The organism is Streptomyces sp. NPDC025618, from assembly GCF_055558795.1.
In genome coordinates this window covers 42,166-57,476 of the sequence record NZ_JBVHLW010000022.1, presented here as the reverse complement: position 1 = coordinate 57,476, position 15,311 = coordinate 42,166, and the positions used below count along the sequence as shown (strand labels likewise).

The following is a 15,311-nucleotide window of genomic DNA, read 5'->3' as shown; positions in this document are numbered from 1 at the left end:
GGTGGGACCGCCTGACGCACAATGGGTGACACAACCCTTCGCCGAACCGGGAGTCCCACCGTGGCCCTGCACCTGACCGTCGACCCCGACGCGGCCGAGCCGCCCTTCGAGCAGATCCGCGCCGGCATCGCCGAGCGGGCCCGCTCCGGCGCCCTGCCCGTCGGCTACAAGCTCCCGACCGTACGGGGCTTCGCCGAGGAACTCGGCCTCGCGGCGAACACGGTGGCCAAGGCGTACCGCGCGCTCGAAGCGGACGGAGTCATCGAGACCCGGGGCCGCCACGGCACGTTCGTGGCGGCGCCCGGCGACACGGCGGCCCGTGAGGCGGCGGCCGCGGCCGCCGCCTTCGCGCAGCGCGCGCACCGGCTGGGCCTCGACCGCGCCGCCGCCCTGGCCGCCGCCGAGGACGCGCTGCGCGCCACGTACGGCGGCTGAGGCGGCCGGGGAAGCGCTTGAGCAGGGGGCCGAAGTCCCCTTCGGCAGCGCTCTGAAGGGACACGGGGCGGCGTCGGGGTGCGGCTCCGCCGCGTGGGCGCGACCGGCCACGACGGCGCCGCGGACGAGCGACGGCACCTCTCGGTACGGCCGGCGGAGCGCTCAGAGATAGAGCCCCGCGTCCTGCCCGTCGTGCTGCGCCGGCACCGACGCCGGCCCCGTCCCCCGCCGCAGGGCGAAGAGCTCCGCGAGCGTCGCGCCGTCCCGTCCCACGCCCTCCTCCCGGCCGAGCCAGGCCACGGACTCCTTGCGCGTCAGCGGGCCCACCTCGATGCGCGCCAGGCAGCGGCCCGGCCGCACGACAGCGGGGTGCAGCCGCTCCAGATCCTCGTTCGTGGTGACCCCGACCAGGACATTGCGGCCCTGCCCGAGCAGCCCGTCCGTGAGGTTCAGCAGCCGCGAGAGCGCCTGCCCCGCCGTGTGCTTCGCCTCGCCGCGGATCAGCTCGTCGCAGTCCTCCAGCAACAGCAGCCGCCAACGGCCCTTCGCCGAGCCCTCGTCCTCGCCGATCGCGATGTCCATCAGATAGCCGACGTCGTTGAACAGCCGCTCCGGGTCCAGCACGCAGTCGACCTGGCACCAGTCACGCCACGACCGGGCCAGCGTCCGCAGCGCGGACGTCTTGCCGGTGCCCGGCGGGCCGTGCAGGAGCAGCAGCCGGCCCGCGATGTCGTCCGGGGTGACCTTCATCAGCCGGTCCATCGCGTCGGCCACCGGCGCCGTGTAGTTGGGCCGCACCTCCTGCCAGGTGCCGGCCGAGATCTGCCGCGTCGTACGGTGCGGGCCGCGCCGGGGCGAGACGTACCAGAACCCCATCGTGACGTGCTCGGGCTGCGGCTCCGGCTCGTCCTCCGCGTCGTCCACGGCCTGGCCGAGCACCTTCCCGGCCAGGTCGTCGCTGGTCGCCGTCACGGACACGTCCGCGCCGCGGTTCCAGCGGGAGATCAGCAGCGTCCACCCGTCGCCCTCGGCGAGCGTCGCGCTGCGGTCCTCGTCCCGCGCGGCACGCACCACGCTCGCCGAGGGCGGCAGCAGCGAGGCGCCGGGCTTGACGCGGTCCACGGAGCGGCTGCGCGCGTACGGCTGTTCCCCGGTGGCGAACCGGCCCAGGAACAGCGCGTCGATGACATCGGACGGCGAATCGCTGTCGTCCACGTTCAGCCGGAGCGGGAGCGATTTCTCCGCGGGGGTGGGGGCCGGGTCGGTGGGCAGGATCTGCCTCCTGGCTTCGGGACGGACATCGGCGCACATGCCGCCCATGATCCGGCACCGGAGGCTCTTGCGCACACAGGTTTTTCCCGCTTGTCCCCGTGTTCGCGCGGAAGCCGCCGCACATCGGTCCACCCGTGGATACCCTTGCCCGTGATGGCGCGTCATGGGGCACCTCGGGCGTTTTTCTCTCGGACAGGGCGGTGGCGGGTCGCCGCACTGCTCGTGAGCGGCGTGCTGGCGCTCGCGCTGCTGGTCGCCGTCCTCAGCGGCGGCTGGGACGGCGGTGGCGGATCCGGCGGCCCGGGCGGCCCCGGCGGTTCGGACGGCGACCGGGGCGGTGGCGGCGCGGCCGCCCTGGGCTTCGGCTTCACCCACACCCAGTACAGCGCCGACCACGGCGACGACGGCGCCCGAGCCGCGGCGGCCAAGCTGCTCGCGGACGCCTCCCTGCCGCAGAACCAGCACATCATGGGCTGGGGCGCCGACAACCCCGAACCCAAGCCCGGCACATACAACTTCGGGGACCTCGACCGGCGTGTCGCCTTCATGCGCAAGACCGGCGCGACCCCCGTCCTCACGCTCTGCTGCGCCCCCGACTGGATGAAGGGCGGCACCGCGGGCGCGACCGACTGGTCGCAGAAGTCCCTGGAGAAGGCGCCCCTGCCCAGCCACTACAAGGACTTCGCCCAGCTCGTCGGCGTGATCGCCAAGCGCTATCCGGACATCCACCACTTCGTCGTGTGGAACGAGTTCAAGGGCTTCTTCGACGAGTCCAGGAACCGCTGGGACTACGAGGGCTACACCCAGCTCTACAACCTGGTCTACGCGGAGCTGAAGAGACAGAACGCCCGCAATCTCGTCGGCGGCCCCTATATCAACGTCGACAGCCACCCCCCCGACAACGCCACCAACGCCTCCTCCCTGCGCGGTGCCTGGGGCTCGGTCGACCAGCGCTCCGTGGACGCGATCTCCTACTGGAATACGCACAAGAAGGGCGCGGACTTCGTCTCGGTCGACGGGGCCAGCTACACCCGCGAGAACGACCGGCTGCTGCCCGACGAGTTCGGCGCCACCCGGAAGTTCGCCGACGTGACCGCCTGGCTGGCCAGAACCACCGGCCTGCCGGTGTGGTGGTCCGAGTGGTACGTCGAGCCGCCCGACGCCAACGACAACCGCAACGGCTGGACGGAGGAGCACCGCACGGCCGTGCAGGCCGTGGCGATGCAGCAGCTGGCCGGGGCCGGGGCCGCGACCGCGTTCTACTGGAACCCGGAGTCGAGAGCGGCCGACTGCCCCGGCTGCCTGTGGCGCAGCACCGAACTGCCGGACGGCGGCACGGCACTGCCCATGCTGGACCTGCTGGCACGCTTCGCGAAGTCCTTCCCGACGGGCACGCGGTTCCACTCCGTGGACGTCACGGGGGCGGACGCGGGAACCGTACGCACCCTGGCGTCGGACACCACGACCCTGGCCGTGAACACGCAGAACCGGGCGCTGACCGCGACGGTGGACGGCCACACGATCGACCTCAAGCCGTACGAGGTGCGGTGGCTGGGCTGACCGCCCCGCAGGCCGGACCGCTCCGGGCCCCTCCCGGGGAACGGGCGGCCTACGAGAACGTCGCCATACGGGTCACCAGGGACACCAGCAGGACCACCAGCAGCGGCAGCGCGAACCAGTAGGAGCTCTGGAGCCAGCGCAGCTGGCGGACTCCGGGGCGGCCCACCACCCGCAGCACCTCGCGCGCGGACAGGAGCAGCAGCAGCGCCCCCGCCGCCAGCGCACCGATCACCGAGACCGGTGTCCACGTCACGATCGGCCCGGGCGGGCCCGGGCGGGGCTGCGGGGCCTCACCCGCGGGCGGGTTCCTCAGTTCGTAGAGCACCGCGTCGTCGTTGGACAGCACCCGCCGCAGCTCCGGCCGGCCGTCCAGGGTGTGCCGCACCCGGGCGTCCCAGTCGGGCGCGTAGCCGGAGTCGAGCTGGAGATAGACCGACTGGCCGCTGTTCACCATGAGGTACGCCCGGGGCCCGGCCTTGCGCAGCGCGGCCACCAGGTCGTCCACCCGCGCCGGGTCGCGGGGCGCGAGCGTCGGGTCGTAGAGCACCCGCTCCATGTCGCGGCTGCCCCAGGGCATGGCGGGCGTGACGTTCTTGACGGTGTCGTTGCTCATCCACAGCAGGTGCGCCGTCGGCTTGTCGTGCGCGTACACATAGTTCATCGCGGCGACCTCGCCGGGCCGCACCCGCTCGAAGGACTCGTTGCCCCAGCGGGCCACCAGGAAGCCGAAGACGAGGACGAGCCCGGCGACCAGCGCGGCCACCGGCCCGAGCACGCCGCTGCGCGCCGTCGCGCGGGTGCGTGGGAAGAGCGCGAGCGCGGCCAGGACACAGGCGCCCGGAACGGCGAACAGGAAGACACGCAGGGCGACTTCACCGCCGTACGACTGCATCCCGAAGGCGAGGAACGGCACCGCCGTGAGCAGCAGCAGTGCCACGTCGCCGATCCCGGACCGGCGGCGGCGCCACCAGCCGAGCGCGGCGAAGGCCAGCACCCCGCCCGCCAGCGCCACCCGGACGTACAGCACCAGCTTGTGCGTGGCGCTGCCGCCCTCGATGCGGCCCGAGACCGACGAGGAGACATTGCCGCCCAGGGAGCCCAGGCCGCCGAAGAGCTCGTCGAAGTGGCCCGACCAGTAGGGCTCCGCGAGGAAGCCCACCCACACCGCGACCATCACCGCGCACAGCAGGGGCAGTCCGCGCAGCGTGCAGCGCCGGGTGACGACCAGCGCGGTCACCACCCCGAGCATCACGAACGGGGTGAGCTGATGGCTCGCGACCGACGCGGCGAACACCGCGAGCACCACCGCGAGCAGGACCCCCAGCTCGCCGCGGCCCGCGAGCGCGACCTCCGCCTCGCCCGGCAGCAGCTTCCCGCGCAGCTGCCGCGGCCAGCGGAACCACACCAGCAGCACGGCCACGAACAGCAGATACAAGAGGTAGTTGAGCGCCTGCGGCGAGAAGTAGTCCTGGCCCACCCAGCCGCACAGCACGAACAGCCAGGCCGCCGTCCACTTCGCCCGCCACCCCGCCCGCACGGCCCGCAGCAGCAGGGCCAGCGGTGCCAGGCTCAGCAGCTGCACGGTCAGCGGCCACCAGCGCAGCACCCCGGAGAGGTCGCTCACCCCGCAGGCCCGCGCCACGAACGCGGCGACGGCGAAGAAGCCCGGCCAGCTCCAGCGGGCGTCGAGGTCGGGCGCCGCCACCCCCGCGCGGTCGATGAAGTCGATGAACCCCAGGTGCTGCCACGCCGTCGCGAAGCGCGGCTGCGCCTCCAGCACGGCGGGCGCGGCGTGCAGGGAGACCACGGTCAGCAGCAGCACCGCGGTCAGCAGCCACCGGCGCTGCCGGGCGAGCCCCAGGGCGGCGGCGAACGACACGATCAGCAGGGCGGCGCCCGCCAGCGTCGCCACGGGCAGCACGGAGACCAGCCCGAGCCCGCCCATGCCGTCCAGGCCGGGCTCGCCGAGGGAGGCCAGCGGGGTCCAGTAGAGCGCGAGCGCGCCGAGGAGGAGCAGCCAGATCCCGGGCTCGGGCCGCCGCCACCAGGGGGTGGCCGGGCGGGGGAGCGGCCCGTCCGCGGCAGGCTGCTCCGCGGCCGGCTTCGCCGCGGGTGACCGCGGTGCCGCCTGGCCCTCGGCGGGCCGCGCCTCGGCCGGGGCGGTCGTGGCCGGGGCGGTCGTGGCCGGTGCCGCCGGCACGGGTTCCGCCTGGGTCGGGGCGGCGGCGTCCGCCTTCGGCAGCGGCGGCGGCACCGAGGACAGCGCCATCCCGTCCGGCGTGTGCCGGAGATCGGGGCGCCGCTCCAAGTGGTCGAAGTCCAACCGCACCCCCAGGGGCATCGTGTCCGCGTCGAGCGCCGCTCTCAGCGCCCAGCGCGTGCCGTACCGCCCGCCCTCGCGCTGCCCGCCGTCCGAGGCCGTCCGGGCCGCTAAGGCCCGCCCGAGGCCCCGCCGGGCCGGGCGCGGCCCGCCGGGGGCGTCCCGCCGGTCACCGCGCACCGCGAGATCCGCGAGGTCACCGTCGGGCGCCACATCGGGCGCGTAGGCCACCGGGGGGACGGCCCGCGGCGTCGCCGCCTTGAGGATCCTGCGCAGCTTGACCGCGGAGATGGAGACGATCACCGCGAGGCTGGAGATCTCCGCGACCCCGGCGCCCGTGAGGCCCATCCGGGGCAGGAGCAGCAGTGTCAGGCCCAGCACCAGGACGCACAACAGGCCCTGGAGATAGGCGAGTCCGGCCGTGCGGCTCTGCGCCCGCAGCACCGCGAAATAGGTCTCCATGACCACCCGCAGCGCCGCCCCCACCGCGAACCAGCGCAGCAGCGGCGTCGCCGCGTCCGCGTAGCCCTGGCCGAAGACCCGCAGGATGTACGGCGCGAGGACGAACAGCAGCACACAGACCGGCACCATGATCTTCGCCATCCGGCGCAGCGCCGCCCGGCAGTTCTCCGCCAGCCGCGCCGGGTCGTGCGAGCCCTCGACCGTGAGGGAGGCGCCCATGTTGATGGCGAGCAGGTTGGTGGTGCCGCCGATGGTGGTGGTGATGTAGAAATACGCGTTGTCCGTGGCGCTGACCTGCGAGGCGATGATCACCGGCACCAGATAGACCACGGCCAGGGAGAACAGCGACCCCGTGTAGTCCCCGGCGAGGAAGCGCCCCATCTCGCGGTACGACGCCGTCCGCGCCGTCGCCTCGGTCGCCGCCACGTGCCGGGGCACCAGCCGCCGGAAGACCAGCCACCCCAGCGGCAGCACCGAGACACCGATGGAGACGACCCAGGAGACGAACACCCCGGACGTCGGCAGCGCCGCCGAGACCCCCACCAGCAGGGCCAGCTTCACGGCCGAGAAGACCGTATTGCCCACCGGCACCCAGAAGGCGCTGCGCAGCCCGGTCAGCACCCCGTCCTGCAGGGTGAGCACCGACCAGGCGGCGACCGCGATGATGAAGCCGATGCCGTGCAGGGGCCCGTGCAGGAAGCGGTAGGAGGGGCCCCAGAGGTTGAGCGTGAGCAGGAAGACCGTCGCGGCCAGCGCGACGACCACCGAACTCCCCGCGTACGTACGGAAGACGAGCCGCCCCGTCATCCGGCCGGCCGTGGGGATGAAGCGGGCCAGCGCCCCCGTCAGGGTGACCGCGGTGAGCCCCGCCAGGAGCTTCATCGCGGCGATGGCCGCGGAGCCCTGGCCGACCGCGTCCTCGGAGTAGTACCGGGCGGCGACCAGCCAGTAACCCACCCCGAGGACGGCGCTGATGCCCGTGTTGAGCATCAGCGCGAAGGCGTTGCGGAACAGCGGACTTCCGCCGCCCCGCCCCGGCAGTCGCAGCCTGCGGCCGGCCGGCCCCTCCGTCTCCCGTTCCTCGGTGCGGGTGGACGTGTCAGACACGGGCTTCGCTTGCCTTCCTGACGGCTTGTCGGGTTCTGCGATATATGGCGTACCCCTTGGTCAGCGTGCGGTCCCGGACGAAGAGCCGGCCGAGTGACCGGCCCTCGACGAGCCGCGCGAACTCGCCGAGCCCGGTCGAGCGCCGCACCGTGACCCGCTCCAGGGCGTACGGCCCCTGCGGGCGCGCGGCGAGGGTGTTGCCCACGGCCAGCGAGACGCTGAAGCCCGCCGCCCGGACCGTGCGCCGCACCCGGCGGTCGGAATAACCGTAGGGATAGGCGAAGGACACCGGTGGGCGCCCCAGCTCACCCGCAAGGATCTCCCGGCACCGCTGCACCTCGAACCACAGCCGTTCATCGGCCAGTTGATCGAGCTGCGGGTGGGTGTGGCTGTGCCCGCCGACCTCCACCCCCGCCGCGACCAGCTCCCGCACCTGGTCCCAGGTCAGCATCAGGTCGAGCGCGCCGCCCGTGTCGTGCTCACCGCGCAGCCACCCCGTGGACGCGAAGAGCGTCGCGGTGAAGCCGTGCTGCACGAGCGCGGGAAGGGCGTGCCGGTGCACGCCCTCGTAGCCGTCGTCGAAGGTGATCAGCACGGGCTTCGGCGGCAGCACGGCGCTGGTCCGCCAGGCGGCGGCGAGCTGCTCGGCCGTCAGCGGGGTGAACCCGCGCTCGGCCAGCAGCCGCATCTGCCCCGCGAACGACTCGGGGGAGACCGACAGGCCGTACGCCTTGCGCGCGGGGGTCTCCGCCACGGCGTGGTACATCAGTATCGGCACCGTCTCCGCGCTCATCCGGTGGCCTCCTCGGCGGGAGGGCCGGCTGCCGGGCCGTTCGGACCGTGTCCGCCGTGCGGCTCCTCGGCCGGCGGGCCGCCCACGGGCGCCGCCGCGACCGCGAACCGGGCTCCGCCGCGACGGGCCCGCAGGGTGCCGAGGGCATAGCCCCCCACCGTCACCGCGAGCCCGGCCACGATCGCCCCGGCCCGGCCCGCGCCGCCCGGCCTGCCGAGCAGGGCGTCCCGCACCCCGCGCGCGACGCCCGCGGGCAGCACGCGCGTGGTGTAGCGGCGCTCCGAGGCCAGCCCGCAGCGCGTCCCCACGCTCCGGGTGACCAGGGCCTTGGACAGCCCCTCGGCATAGGCCCGCTGACGGAAATAGCGAAAGCGCTCCCGCGCGGCGGGCACCCGGTGGTGGATCACCGACCGGTCGTCGATCAGCAGCACCGCCTCCGGCACGGCCCGGGTCAGCCGGATGCACAGCTCCGTCTCCTCGCCGCCCAGCGGCAGCCGGTCGCCGTCCCGGCCGATGCCGCTGGCGAACCCGCCGGCCAGCGTGAACGCCGACCTGCGGAAGGAGGCGTTGCCGCCGAGGATGTTGCGCACCCGGACCCGGCCGGGCGCGAGCCCGCGGTAGGAGCAGCCGACGACCCAGTCGAACTCCTCGGGGAACCAGGCCGGCCTGCGCCGCGACTCCCACACCGGCTCCGTACGGCCGCCGACCGCCATCACGCGCGGGTCGGTGTAGGCCGAGGCGAAGTGGCGCAGCCAGTCCCGCTCGGCGACCGCGTCGTCGTCCAGGAACGCGATCACCTCGCTGGAGGAGGCGGCGATGCCGGTGTTGCGGCCCGCCGACAGGCCGCGGGGGCCCGTGTTGGCGAGCACCCGCACCCCGGCCGTCGCACCGGCGCCGTCGTCGCCGTAGCGCTTGGCGAGACGGCGCAGCAGCGCGTCGTTGTGGTCGACGACGACCAGGGTCTCCAGCGCGGGCCAGGACTGGTCGCGCACCGAGGCCACCGCGGCGAGGATGTCGTCCCAGCGGTCCTCGGTGTAGACGCAGATGACCACGGAGACGTCCGGTGCGCCGGCCGGGGCGGCAGGAGGGGGACTGCTGCTCAAGAGACTTCCCTGCGGTTGGCCGCCGGCGCGATGGCGAGGCGGTGCGGGCGCCGGCGGCGGGCCCCGTGCTCCTTGAGAATGACCTTCAGGACCCGCAGCCCGTCGCGCACGGCACGGAGATTGCTGGTGCCGTGGATGCGCACGAACTCATGGCTGGGGATCTCCTGGACGCGCAGTCCGGCCTTGACGACTCTGATGTTCATCAGGGTCTCGACCTCGAACCCCGCGCAGTCCAGGGCGATTTCATCGAGGCAGTGCTTCCAGAAGGCGTTGTAGCCATAGCACAGATCGGTGTAGCGGGCGCCGAACTTGTGATTGACGAGGGAGCACAGGACGCGGTTGCCGAGCTTGCGGATCGGTGTCATGTCATCGGTGCCGCCGCCGTTGGCGAAGCGGGACCCCTTGGCGAAGTCCGCGCCGCCGACGAGGGCGGAGACATAGGTGACGATCTCATTGCCGTCCGCGGAGCCGTCCGCGTCGACCATCACGATGATCTCGCCCGTGCAGGCGGCGAAACCCGTGATCAGCGCGTCGCCCTTGCCCTTGCCGCGCTGCTCGACGACCTTGACGTCGGGCCACAGGCCCCGGGCGACGGCGATGGTGTCGTCGGTGGAATTGCCGTCCACGAGGACGACCTCGTGGATCCAGGCCGGCAGCGTCTTGAAGACGTACGGGAGGTTCTCCGCCTCGTTCATGGCGGGGATGACCACGCTCACCGGAGGCGCTATCGCCAGGTGAGAGCTCACCGGTCGGTAATGGCCGGCGGGCGGCGCCGGCTCCTGATCTGTCGCAGGGCGAAGGAAAGAACTCATGAGTCGGATTTCCCTCTCGTCCGGTGGACCGCCCCCCGGCGGTCCAATGGCTGATCCGGTTCGAAAAGGGGGTACTCGCCTCGCCCGCCACTGCGTGAAGCACCGTACGGACAGGGTGAGTTGACAACGAAGACCGGTCGCGTGGCGTGCGACCCTGCGACCGTGACTACCGAACGCGGCACCCCCCACCGCGCCCCGCCTCCGACACCATCGCGGCGCTTGAGCCCTCCCCTTGAGCCGCTGTAACTGATGGGCCGATGCGGGTGGATGTACGACGGTATTGATGCTTGAGACTGTATGGCAAGAGCTGGTGCGGTGACTCCTCCTTTGGGTGTTTTTTGCGCCCGTTTCACACGCCTGGTTGACGGAATGCGCCGTAGGCGGCGCACTCGGAGGCGCGCGCCCGCGCCCTCAACTCCCCGCGCGGAACCGCCCCATGCGCTTGAGCAGCCGGTCCGCGTGCTCGAAGAGCTCCGGCCGTGCCAGCACGGTGTTGCGCAGTGCCCGCACCGGCGCGCGCCGGGCCCGGTGTCCCAGCGCGACGGGGTGATGGCGCGTCACCCACCCTTCGGACACGCTGAGTTCACGTGTCTTGAGGGAGTTCTTGTACGCCTTGTCGCCGCGGCCCAGATCCAGATAGGCCACGCCGGCGGCCGCGGCCCCCTCGGCCATCCGCAGGTGCAGCACCAGACCCGGCGAGTATTTGGCGAACGCCGGGTCGTACGCCGGGAACCAGCAGGCGAGCACCGGGCCCGAGTGCAGCCCGAAGTGCGCCGCGACCGGCCGCTCGCCGGCGTAGAGCACCGAGAGCAGCCCGCCGAACGACGCGCCGCGGGTGTGGAAGAGCTGTTCCACCAGATGGGAGATCCAGGGCCGCGCGAAGCGGTCGCTGCGCCCCGTTCTTCGGTACTGCGCGGACTTCCAGCCGATCAGGGTGCGCAGCACGGCCGGGTCGCGCTCGTCGTGCACATAGCGCACCTCGCCGAGGTCCCGGCCGAGCTTGCGCTCCTTGGCGAGGGTGGTGCGGGTGAACTTCGGCGACTGCTTGCGCAGCGCCGCCAGATAGGAGTCGAAGCCCTGCTCGACGTCGACCACGGGCGAGCCGTACGACCCGGAGGCGCCGACCTCGAAGGGCTTCTGGCCCTCCACCAGGTGATCGAACTCCCATACCGAGAGCCCGCACGCGAGCAGCAACTCCCGTGCGTCCCACTGGAATCCGGGCCGGTGGACCAGCCCCTGGGCGTCCGAGACGCCGAGGCCGATGGCCCGGCCCACGCCCAGCGGGGAGCGCTGGTAGGGGAAGAAGGCCACCGGCTCGCCCTCCTCCCGCACGACCGCGACCCGCACCCCGTGCCGGCAGCGGCCGACGGCCATGGCGAACTCCGGTGCCAGGAAGGGGTTCGCCAGCTGCGGCGAGCCGTCCTCGAAGGCCCGCGACTGCAGGGCGGACCAGGCCGCCCGGTCCGCAGCGGTGAGCTCGCCGGGGCGGTACACGCTGATGTTCACGTCAGGAAGCCCGACTTTTCGCCGCGCGGCCCCGCCGGTGCCGCGCGTGTGCCAGCAGGAACAGCAGGAGGCTGACGGCCGCGACCGCGGCGACGCCACCCCGCACTGTCCAGGCGTGCAGCGCGAGCATGACCTGCGCGATCAGCAGGTCGACGGCGACGGCGCCGCCGGCCGCCACCACGGCCCGGCTGAGCGGGTCGAGGCCGCGCAGGGCGGTCCCGACGGCACACGCCGGCGCCACTATCAGGAAGAACAGGGTGAAGGGCGCGCGCAGCGGCGAGCCGATGTCGGCGAGCGCGAGTGCGGCGCCCACGCCCCCGATGGCCGTCGCGGCCCCCGCGATCATGGGGAGGGAGTCCCCGGCCGACGGCATCCCGCCCGCGGTGGTGTACTCCCGGGCCGCGGCGGCGGCCCCGCCGGGCGCGCGGGGCCCGGAGGACTCGTCGGATTCGGAAAGCTCGGAAAGCTCGGACAGATCGGTCAGCTCGCTCACGCCAGTTGGATCGGTGAGACCGGTGGGATCAGTGAAGCTCTGCATTGGCGACTTTGCCCCCCGAAGCGCCGGATGCCAAGTTTCAATGTCGCGCAATCGGCGGAGGCGCGTCAAGATGTGAAGGCCGTGCATACAGACTCCGGTTACGCCATAGGGGAGCGAACCGGAGTCTTTCCGTCAGGACGGCCCTCACCGGAATCTGTCGATCCGTCAGAAGATCTCCACGAGACGATCGTCAAGCATTCACCTATCCCATGGTTTTGACATGGACACTTCCATCGCATGCGGGTGACTGCTACCACGGAGTGAGCAGCGCCCCTGGTAAAGGAGGTTCCATGAAACTGTCCAGAGTCGTGGGTTCCGTATCCGCGCTGGCGCTCACCGCCACCCTCGCCCTGCTCGGCGCCGGGCCCGTCCAGGCCGCCGGGGAGGCCGCAACTCCCGGCTATGTGGCCCTCGGCGACTCCTACTCGGCCGGTGTCGGGGCCGGTGACTACGACGCGGCGAGCGGCTCCTGCAAGCGCAGCGCCAAGGCGTACCCCGAGCTCTGGGCCGCCGCGCACGCCCCCGCGAGCTTCGCGTTCACCGCGTGCTCCGGCGCCCGAACGGGTGATGTTCTCAGCGGGCAGCTCGGCCCGCTCAACGCCTCCACCGGGCTCGTCAGCATCACCATCGGCGGCAACGACGCGGGCTTCGCGGACACCATGACCACCTGCGTGCTCAGCATGGAGAGCGCCTGCCTGGACCGCATCGCCCAGGCCCGCGCCTACATCCAGAACACGCTGCCCGGCCGGCTGGACGGCGTCTACTCCGCCATCAGCGCCAAGGCGCCCTCGGCCCGCGTCGTCGTCATCGGCTACCCGCGCTTCTACAAACTCGACGGGAGCTGCTTCGGCGGGCTCAGCGAGAAGGTGAGATCCGCGGTCGACGACGCGGCCGACGCCCTCGACACCGTCATCGCCAAGCGCGCCGCCGGCCACGGCTTCGCCTACGCCGACGTCAACACCACCTTCAGCGGCCACGAGATCTGCTCCGGCAGTCCCTGGCTCAACAGCGTGTCCTTCCCCGTCGACGAGTCCTACCACCCGACCGCCCCCGGCCAGGCCGAGGGCTACCTGCCCGTCTTCGCCTCAGCCGCCTGAGCCGTACGTACCGCCGTACCCGCCGCCGCCCGGGGTCGAGCCGCCCGCGGAAGGCGACCGGCCCGGCGAGCTCGCGGGACCGGACGACACCGGCGGACTGCTCGGCGACGGCTTGTCGCACCGCACCGTGAACGACACATGAGAGGAGGTCAGCCGCTGCGGGCTCTTGACCTCGACGGCGATCCAGTCGTCACCCGCGTCCGAAGGGCCGCGGTCCGACTCCACATGGCTGAAGGTCTGTGTGCGGGCGGTGGTGAAGCGGAGTGTCCGCCAGCCGCCGTCCGTGACCTTGCCGCTGCCCGTCACCCAGCGGTAGACGACGTCCACCGGGGCGCGGCCCACGGCGACGGACGCCCGGAACGACGGCGCGGCCCCCGCCGACGGCGGGCAGGTGCCGGTGTACTGGTCGCGCTGCGCCGCGACCGTGACGCGCACCCCGTAGTCGGCGGAGTCGCCGGGCGAGGCGGCGGAGCTCCCGGAGCCGGTGGCCGGCGGCACGCCCGCGTTCCGGCTGTCGGCCGAGGGGGCGCCGCTCCCGGACGCCTTGCCGCCGGAGTCGCCGCCGCCGCTGGTGAGCGCCCACACCAGGCCGCCCACCAGCAGCGCGGCCACCAGCGCCGCGGTGACGAGCACCAGGAGGGTCCGCCGGTGCTGCCTGTCCTCGGGACCGGGCGCCGGCTCCGGGGCGCCGGGCGTGGTGCCGAAGCCCGGGGGAGGGGTGCGGGGGCCGGTGTCGTAGGGCGGCGGGGCGGCGGGACGCGCGGGGACCGTCGGCGCGTGGGACGGGTCCGCGCCGGGCTGCCCGCCCGCGACGGCGCGCAGCATCCGCTCCGCCTCCTCCGCCCCGAGCCGCCGCTCCGGCTCCTTGCGCAGCAGCCCTTCCAGTACGGGCGTGAGCGCGCCCGCGCCGCGCGGCGGCGGGAGTTCCTCGTCCACCACCGCCCTGATCGTGCTCAGCGGGGTGTCCTGGCGGAACGGCGAGAAGCCCTCCACCGCGGCGTAGAGCGTCACGCCCAGCGACCAGAGGTCCGAGGCGGGGCCGGGCGGCCGCCCGAGCGCCCGCTCGGGGGCCAGGTATTCGGGCGAGCCCACCAGCTCGCCGGTCCGCGTCAGCGCGGAGCTGCCCGCGACCGTCGCGATGCCGAAGTCGGTGAGGACCACCCGGCCGTCGTTCGCCAGCAGGACGTTGCCCGGCTTCACATCGCGGTGCAGCACCCCCACCTGATGCGCGGCCCGGAGCGCGGCGACCGTCTCCGCGCCGATGTGCGCCGCGCGCGCGGGCGTGACGGAACCCTCCGCATCCAGGACATCGGCGAAGGAGAGGCCACGGATCAGCTCCATGACGATCCAGGGGCGGCCGTCCTCGGTCACCACGTCGTAGACGGTGACGACACCGGGGTGGGATATGCGGGCCGCGGCCCGGCCCTCGCGCTCCATCCGGGCGTAGAGCTGCCGCACCTCGTGGTCGAGCAGCCCGGCCGGTGCCCGCACCTCCTTCACGGCCACCTCGCGGTCGAGCACCTCGTCCCGCGCCCGCCAGACCACGCCCATACCACCCTGGCCCAGCCGGTCCAGCAGCCGATACCGGCCCGCCACCCACCGCTCGCCCTGGCCGCCGTACCCGGCTCCGGAATTCCCGCTCATCGACGGGCCCCCTCCCGCAAGAGAGCAATTCGGGGTGAATGTACCGCAACGGAGCGTGATTGCCCCCCGTTCCGCGCATTCCGGCCCGCACCAACTCGCGCCCAGTAACGGCAGGTTCACGCCAGGTTCGTCAACGCCCTTGACGGAGTGGTGAATACGGCCTGCCGATGCGCGGGTGACGGAATGGGGCGGTAGGGTTACTCTGCCTGGGCCGGGGTGCCTCGTACGGGTGGGGAGTTTCGATGGATCAGATAGCGATGCGCGGCAGGGCACGAGTGCCTGCCATCAACTGCAACAGCGGTGCGACCAGTGCGCGCCTCGACCGCCATCTCGCGGTGCTGGGCGGACCCGCCCTGCCGCAGCGGGAGGTCGAGAACGCGACCCTGCTGATGCGGGAGCTGACCGCGCGCGACCGCGTGGCGGCCAAGCAGAGCAGGACCGCCAAGGTCTCGCTCCTGGCACCGCTCAGACGACTGCGCCGATCGCTCTTCGGCAACCACGGCTGACCCGGACCCCGGCCCGGATCGCGTAAGCCGCCCACCACACCGACCCGGCTCAGCGCCGTCGGCCGTACGCCCTCTCCCCAGGGCGGGCCGATCGGCGCTGCAGCATGCCCGGGGCCGACGGTGCCCTCAGGCCGCGTCGCGCCCGTGACGCCGGAC

Annotated in this window: 12 protein-coding genes; 4 read left to right on the top strand and 8 right to left on the bottom strand. The window is 73.1% G+C overall.

Annotated elements, in window-relative coordinates; all coding sequences use genetic code 11:
- Positions 1-60: 60 nt before the first annotated feature.
- The gene (locus ACZ4A5_RS19505) at positions 61-435 is read left to right on the top strand and encodes a GntR family transcriptional regulator (RefSeq protein ID WP_467585170.1); all 375 of its coding nucleotides are present in this window, start codon (positions 61-63) and stop codon (positions 433-435) included.
- Between the two features lie 162 nt (positions 436-597).
- Here the strand turns inward: ACZ4A5_RS19505 and ACZ4A5_RS19500 are convergent, their stop codons facing one another.
- Positions 598-1,746 carry a DUF5925 domain-containing protein gene (locus ACZ4A5_RS19500; RefSeq protein WP_467585309.1) on the bottom strand — a complete coding sequence of 383 codons (1,149 nt, stop codon included), beginning with the start codon at positions 1,744-1,746 and terminating at the stop codon, positions 598-600.
- A gap of 114 nt (positions 1,747-1,860) precedes the next feature.
- Here ACZ4A5_RS19500 and ACZ4A5_RS19495 point away from each other — a divergent pair, with 114 nt between their 5' ends.
- A complete protein-coding gene (locus ACZ4A5_RS19495; RefSeq protein ID WP_467585167.1) occupies positions 1,861-3,267 on the top strand; it encodes a xylan 1,4-beta-xylosidase in 1,407 nt (468 codons plus the stop codon).
- A 49-nt stretch (positions 3,268-3,316) separates the two neighbouring features.
- Here the strand turns inward: ACZ4A5_RS19495 and ACZ4A5_RS19490 are convergent, their stop codons facing one another.
- The 6 genes from ACZ4A5_RS19490 to ACZ4A5_RS19465 all read right to left on the bottom strand — a co-directional run bounded on the left by ACZ4A5_RS19490 (position 3,317) and on the right by ACZ4A5_RS19465 (position 11,863).
- Positions 3,317-7,156, bottom strand: a complete 3,840-nt coding sequence (locus ACZ4A5_RS19490; protein WP_467585164.1) for a lipopolysaccharide biosynthesis protein — start codon at positions 7,154-7,156, stop codon at positions 3,317-3,319.
- Entirely contained in the window at positions 7,149-7,949 is an 801-nt protein-coding gene (locus ACZ4A5_RS19485) for a polysaccharide deacetylase family protein (RefSeq protein ID WP_467585161.1), read from the bottom strand. The genes ACZ4A5_RS19490 and ACZ4A5_RS19485 overlap by 8 nt, the downstream gene beginning before the upstream one ends.
- A complete protein-coding gene (locus tag ACZ4A5_RS19480) occupies positions 7,946-9,052 on the bottom strand; it encodes a glycosyltransferase family 2 protein (RefSeq protein WP_467585158.1) in 1,107 nt (368 codons plus the stop codon). Before ACZ4A5_RS19480 ends, ACZ4A5_RS19485 begins: the two co-directional genes overlap by 4 nt.
- Entirely contained in the window at positions 9,049-9,864 is an 816-nt protein-coding gene (locus ACZ4A5_RS19475; RefSeq protein ID WP_398872450.1) for a glycosyltransferase family 2 protein, read from the bottom strand. Before ACZ4A5_RS19475 ends, ACZ4A5_RS19480 begins: the two co-directional genes overlap by 4 nt.
- A gap of 411 nt (positions 9,865-10,275) precedes the next feature.
- A complete protein-coding gene (locus tag ACZ4A5_RS19470; protein ID WP_467585155.1) occupies positions 10,276-11,370 on the bottom strand; it encodes a GNAT family N-acetyltransferase in 1,095 nt (364 codons plus the stop codon).
- A gap of 1 nt (position 11,371) precedes the next feature.
- Positions 11,372-11,863, bottom strand: a complete 492-nt coding sequence (locus ACZ4A5_RS19465) for a hypothetical protein (protein WP_467585151.1) — start codon at positions 11,861-11,863, stop codon at positions 11,372-11,374.
- Between the two features lie 335 nt (positions 11,864-12,198).
- Here ACZ4A5_RS19465 and ACZ4A5_RS19460 point away from each other — a divergent pair, with 335 nt between their 5' ends.
- Positions 12,199-13,005, top strand: a complete 807-nt coding sequence (locus tag ACZ4A5_RS19460; protein WP_467585147.1) for an SGNH/GDSL hydrolase family protein — start codon at positions 12,199-12,201, stop codon at positions 13,003-13,005.
- On the opposite strand, the gene ACZ4A5_RS19455 is transcribed toward ACZ4A5_RS19460, so the two are convergent.
- Entirely contained in the window at positions 12,994-14,649 is a 1,656-nt protein-coding gene (locus ACZ4A5_RS19455; RefSeq protein WP_467585144.1) for a serine/threonine-protein kinase, read from the bottom strand. The genes ACZ4A5_RS19460 and ACZ4A5_RS19455 overlap by 12 nt on opposite strands.
- Before the next feature lie 242 nt (positions 14,650-14,891).
- On the opposite strand from ACZ4A5_RS19455, the gene ACZ4A5_RS19450 reads away from it, so the two are divergent.
- Entirely contained in the window at positions 14,892-15,155 is a 264-nt protein-coding gene (locus ACZ4A5_RS19450; RefSeq protein WP_361535206.1) for a hypothetical protein, read from the top strand.
- The last annotated feature ends 156 nt before the right edge of the window (positions 15,156-15,311 follow it).

Coding starts and splice junctions, on each gene's coding strand:
- ACZ4A5_RS19500 (WP_467585309.1), bottom strand. CDS start 1,746: ATGTGCGCCGATGTCCGTCCCGAAGCCAGGAGGCAGATCCTGCCCACC.
- ACZ4A5_RS19495 (WP_467585167.1), top strand. CDS start 1,861: ATGGCGCGTCATGGGGCACCTCGGGCGTTTTTCTCTCGGACAGGGCGG.
- ACZ4A5_RS19485 (WP_467585161.1), bottom strand. CDS start 7,949: ATGAGCGCGGAGACGGTGCCGATACTGATGTACCACGCCGTGGCGGAG.
- ACZ4A5_RS19475 (WP_398872450.1), bottom strand. CDS start 9,864: ATGAGTTCTTTCCTTCGCCCTGCGACAGATCAGGAGCCGGCGCCGCCC.
- ACZ4A5_RS19460 (WP_467585147.1), top strand. CDS start 12,199: ATGAAACTGTCCAGAGTCGTGGGTTCCGTATCCGCGCTGGCGCTCACC.
- ACZ4A5_RS19455 (WP_467585144.1), bottom strand. CDS start 14,649: ATGAGCGGGAATTCCGGAGCCGGGTACGGCGGCCAGGGCGAGCGGTGG.
- ACZ4A5_RS19450 (WP_361535206.1), top strand. CDS start 14,892: ATGGATCAGATAGCGATGCGCGGCAGGGCACGAGTGCCTGCCATCAAC.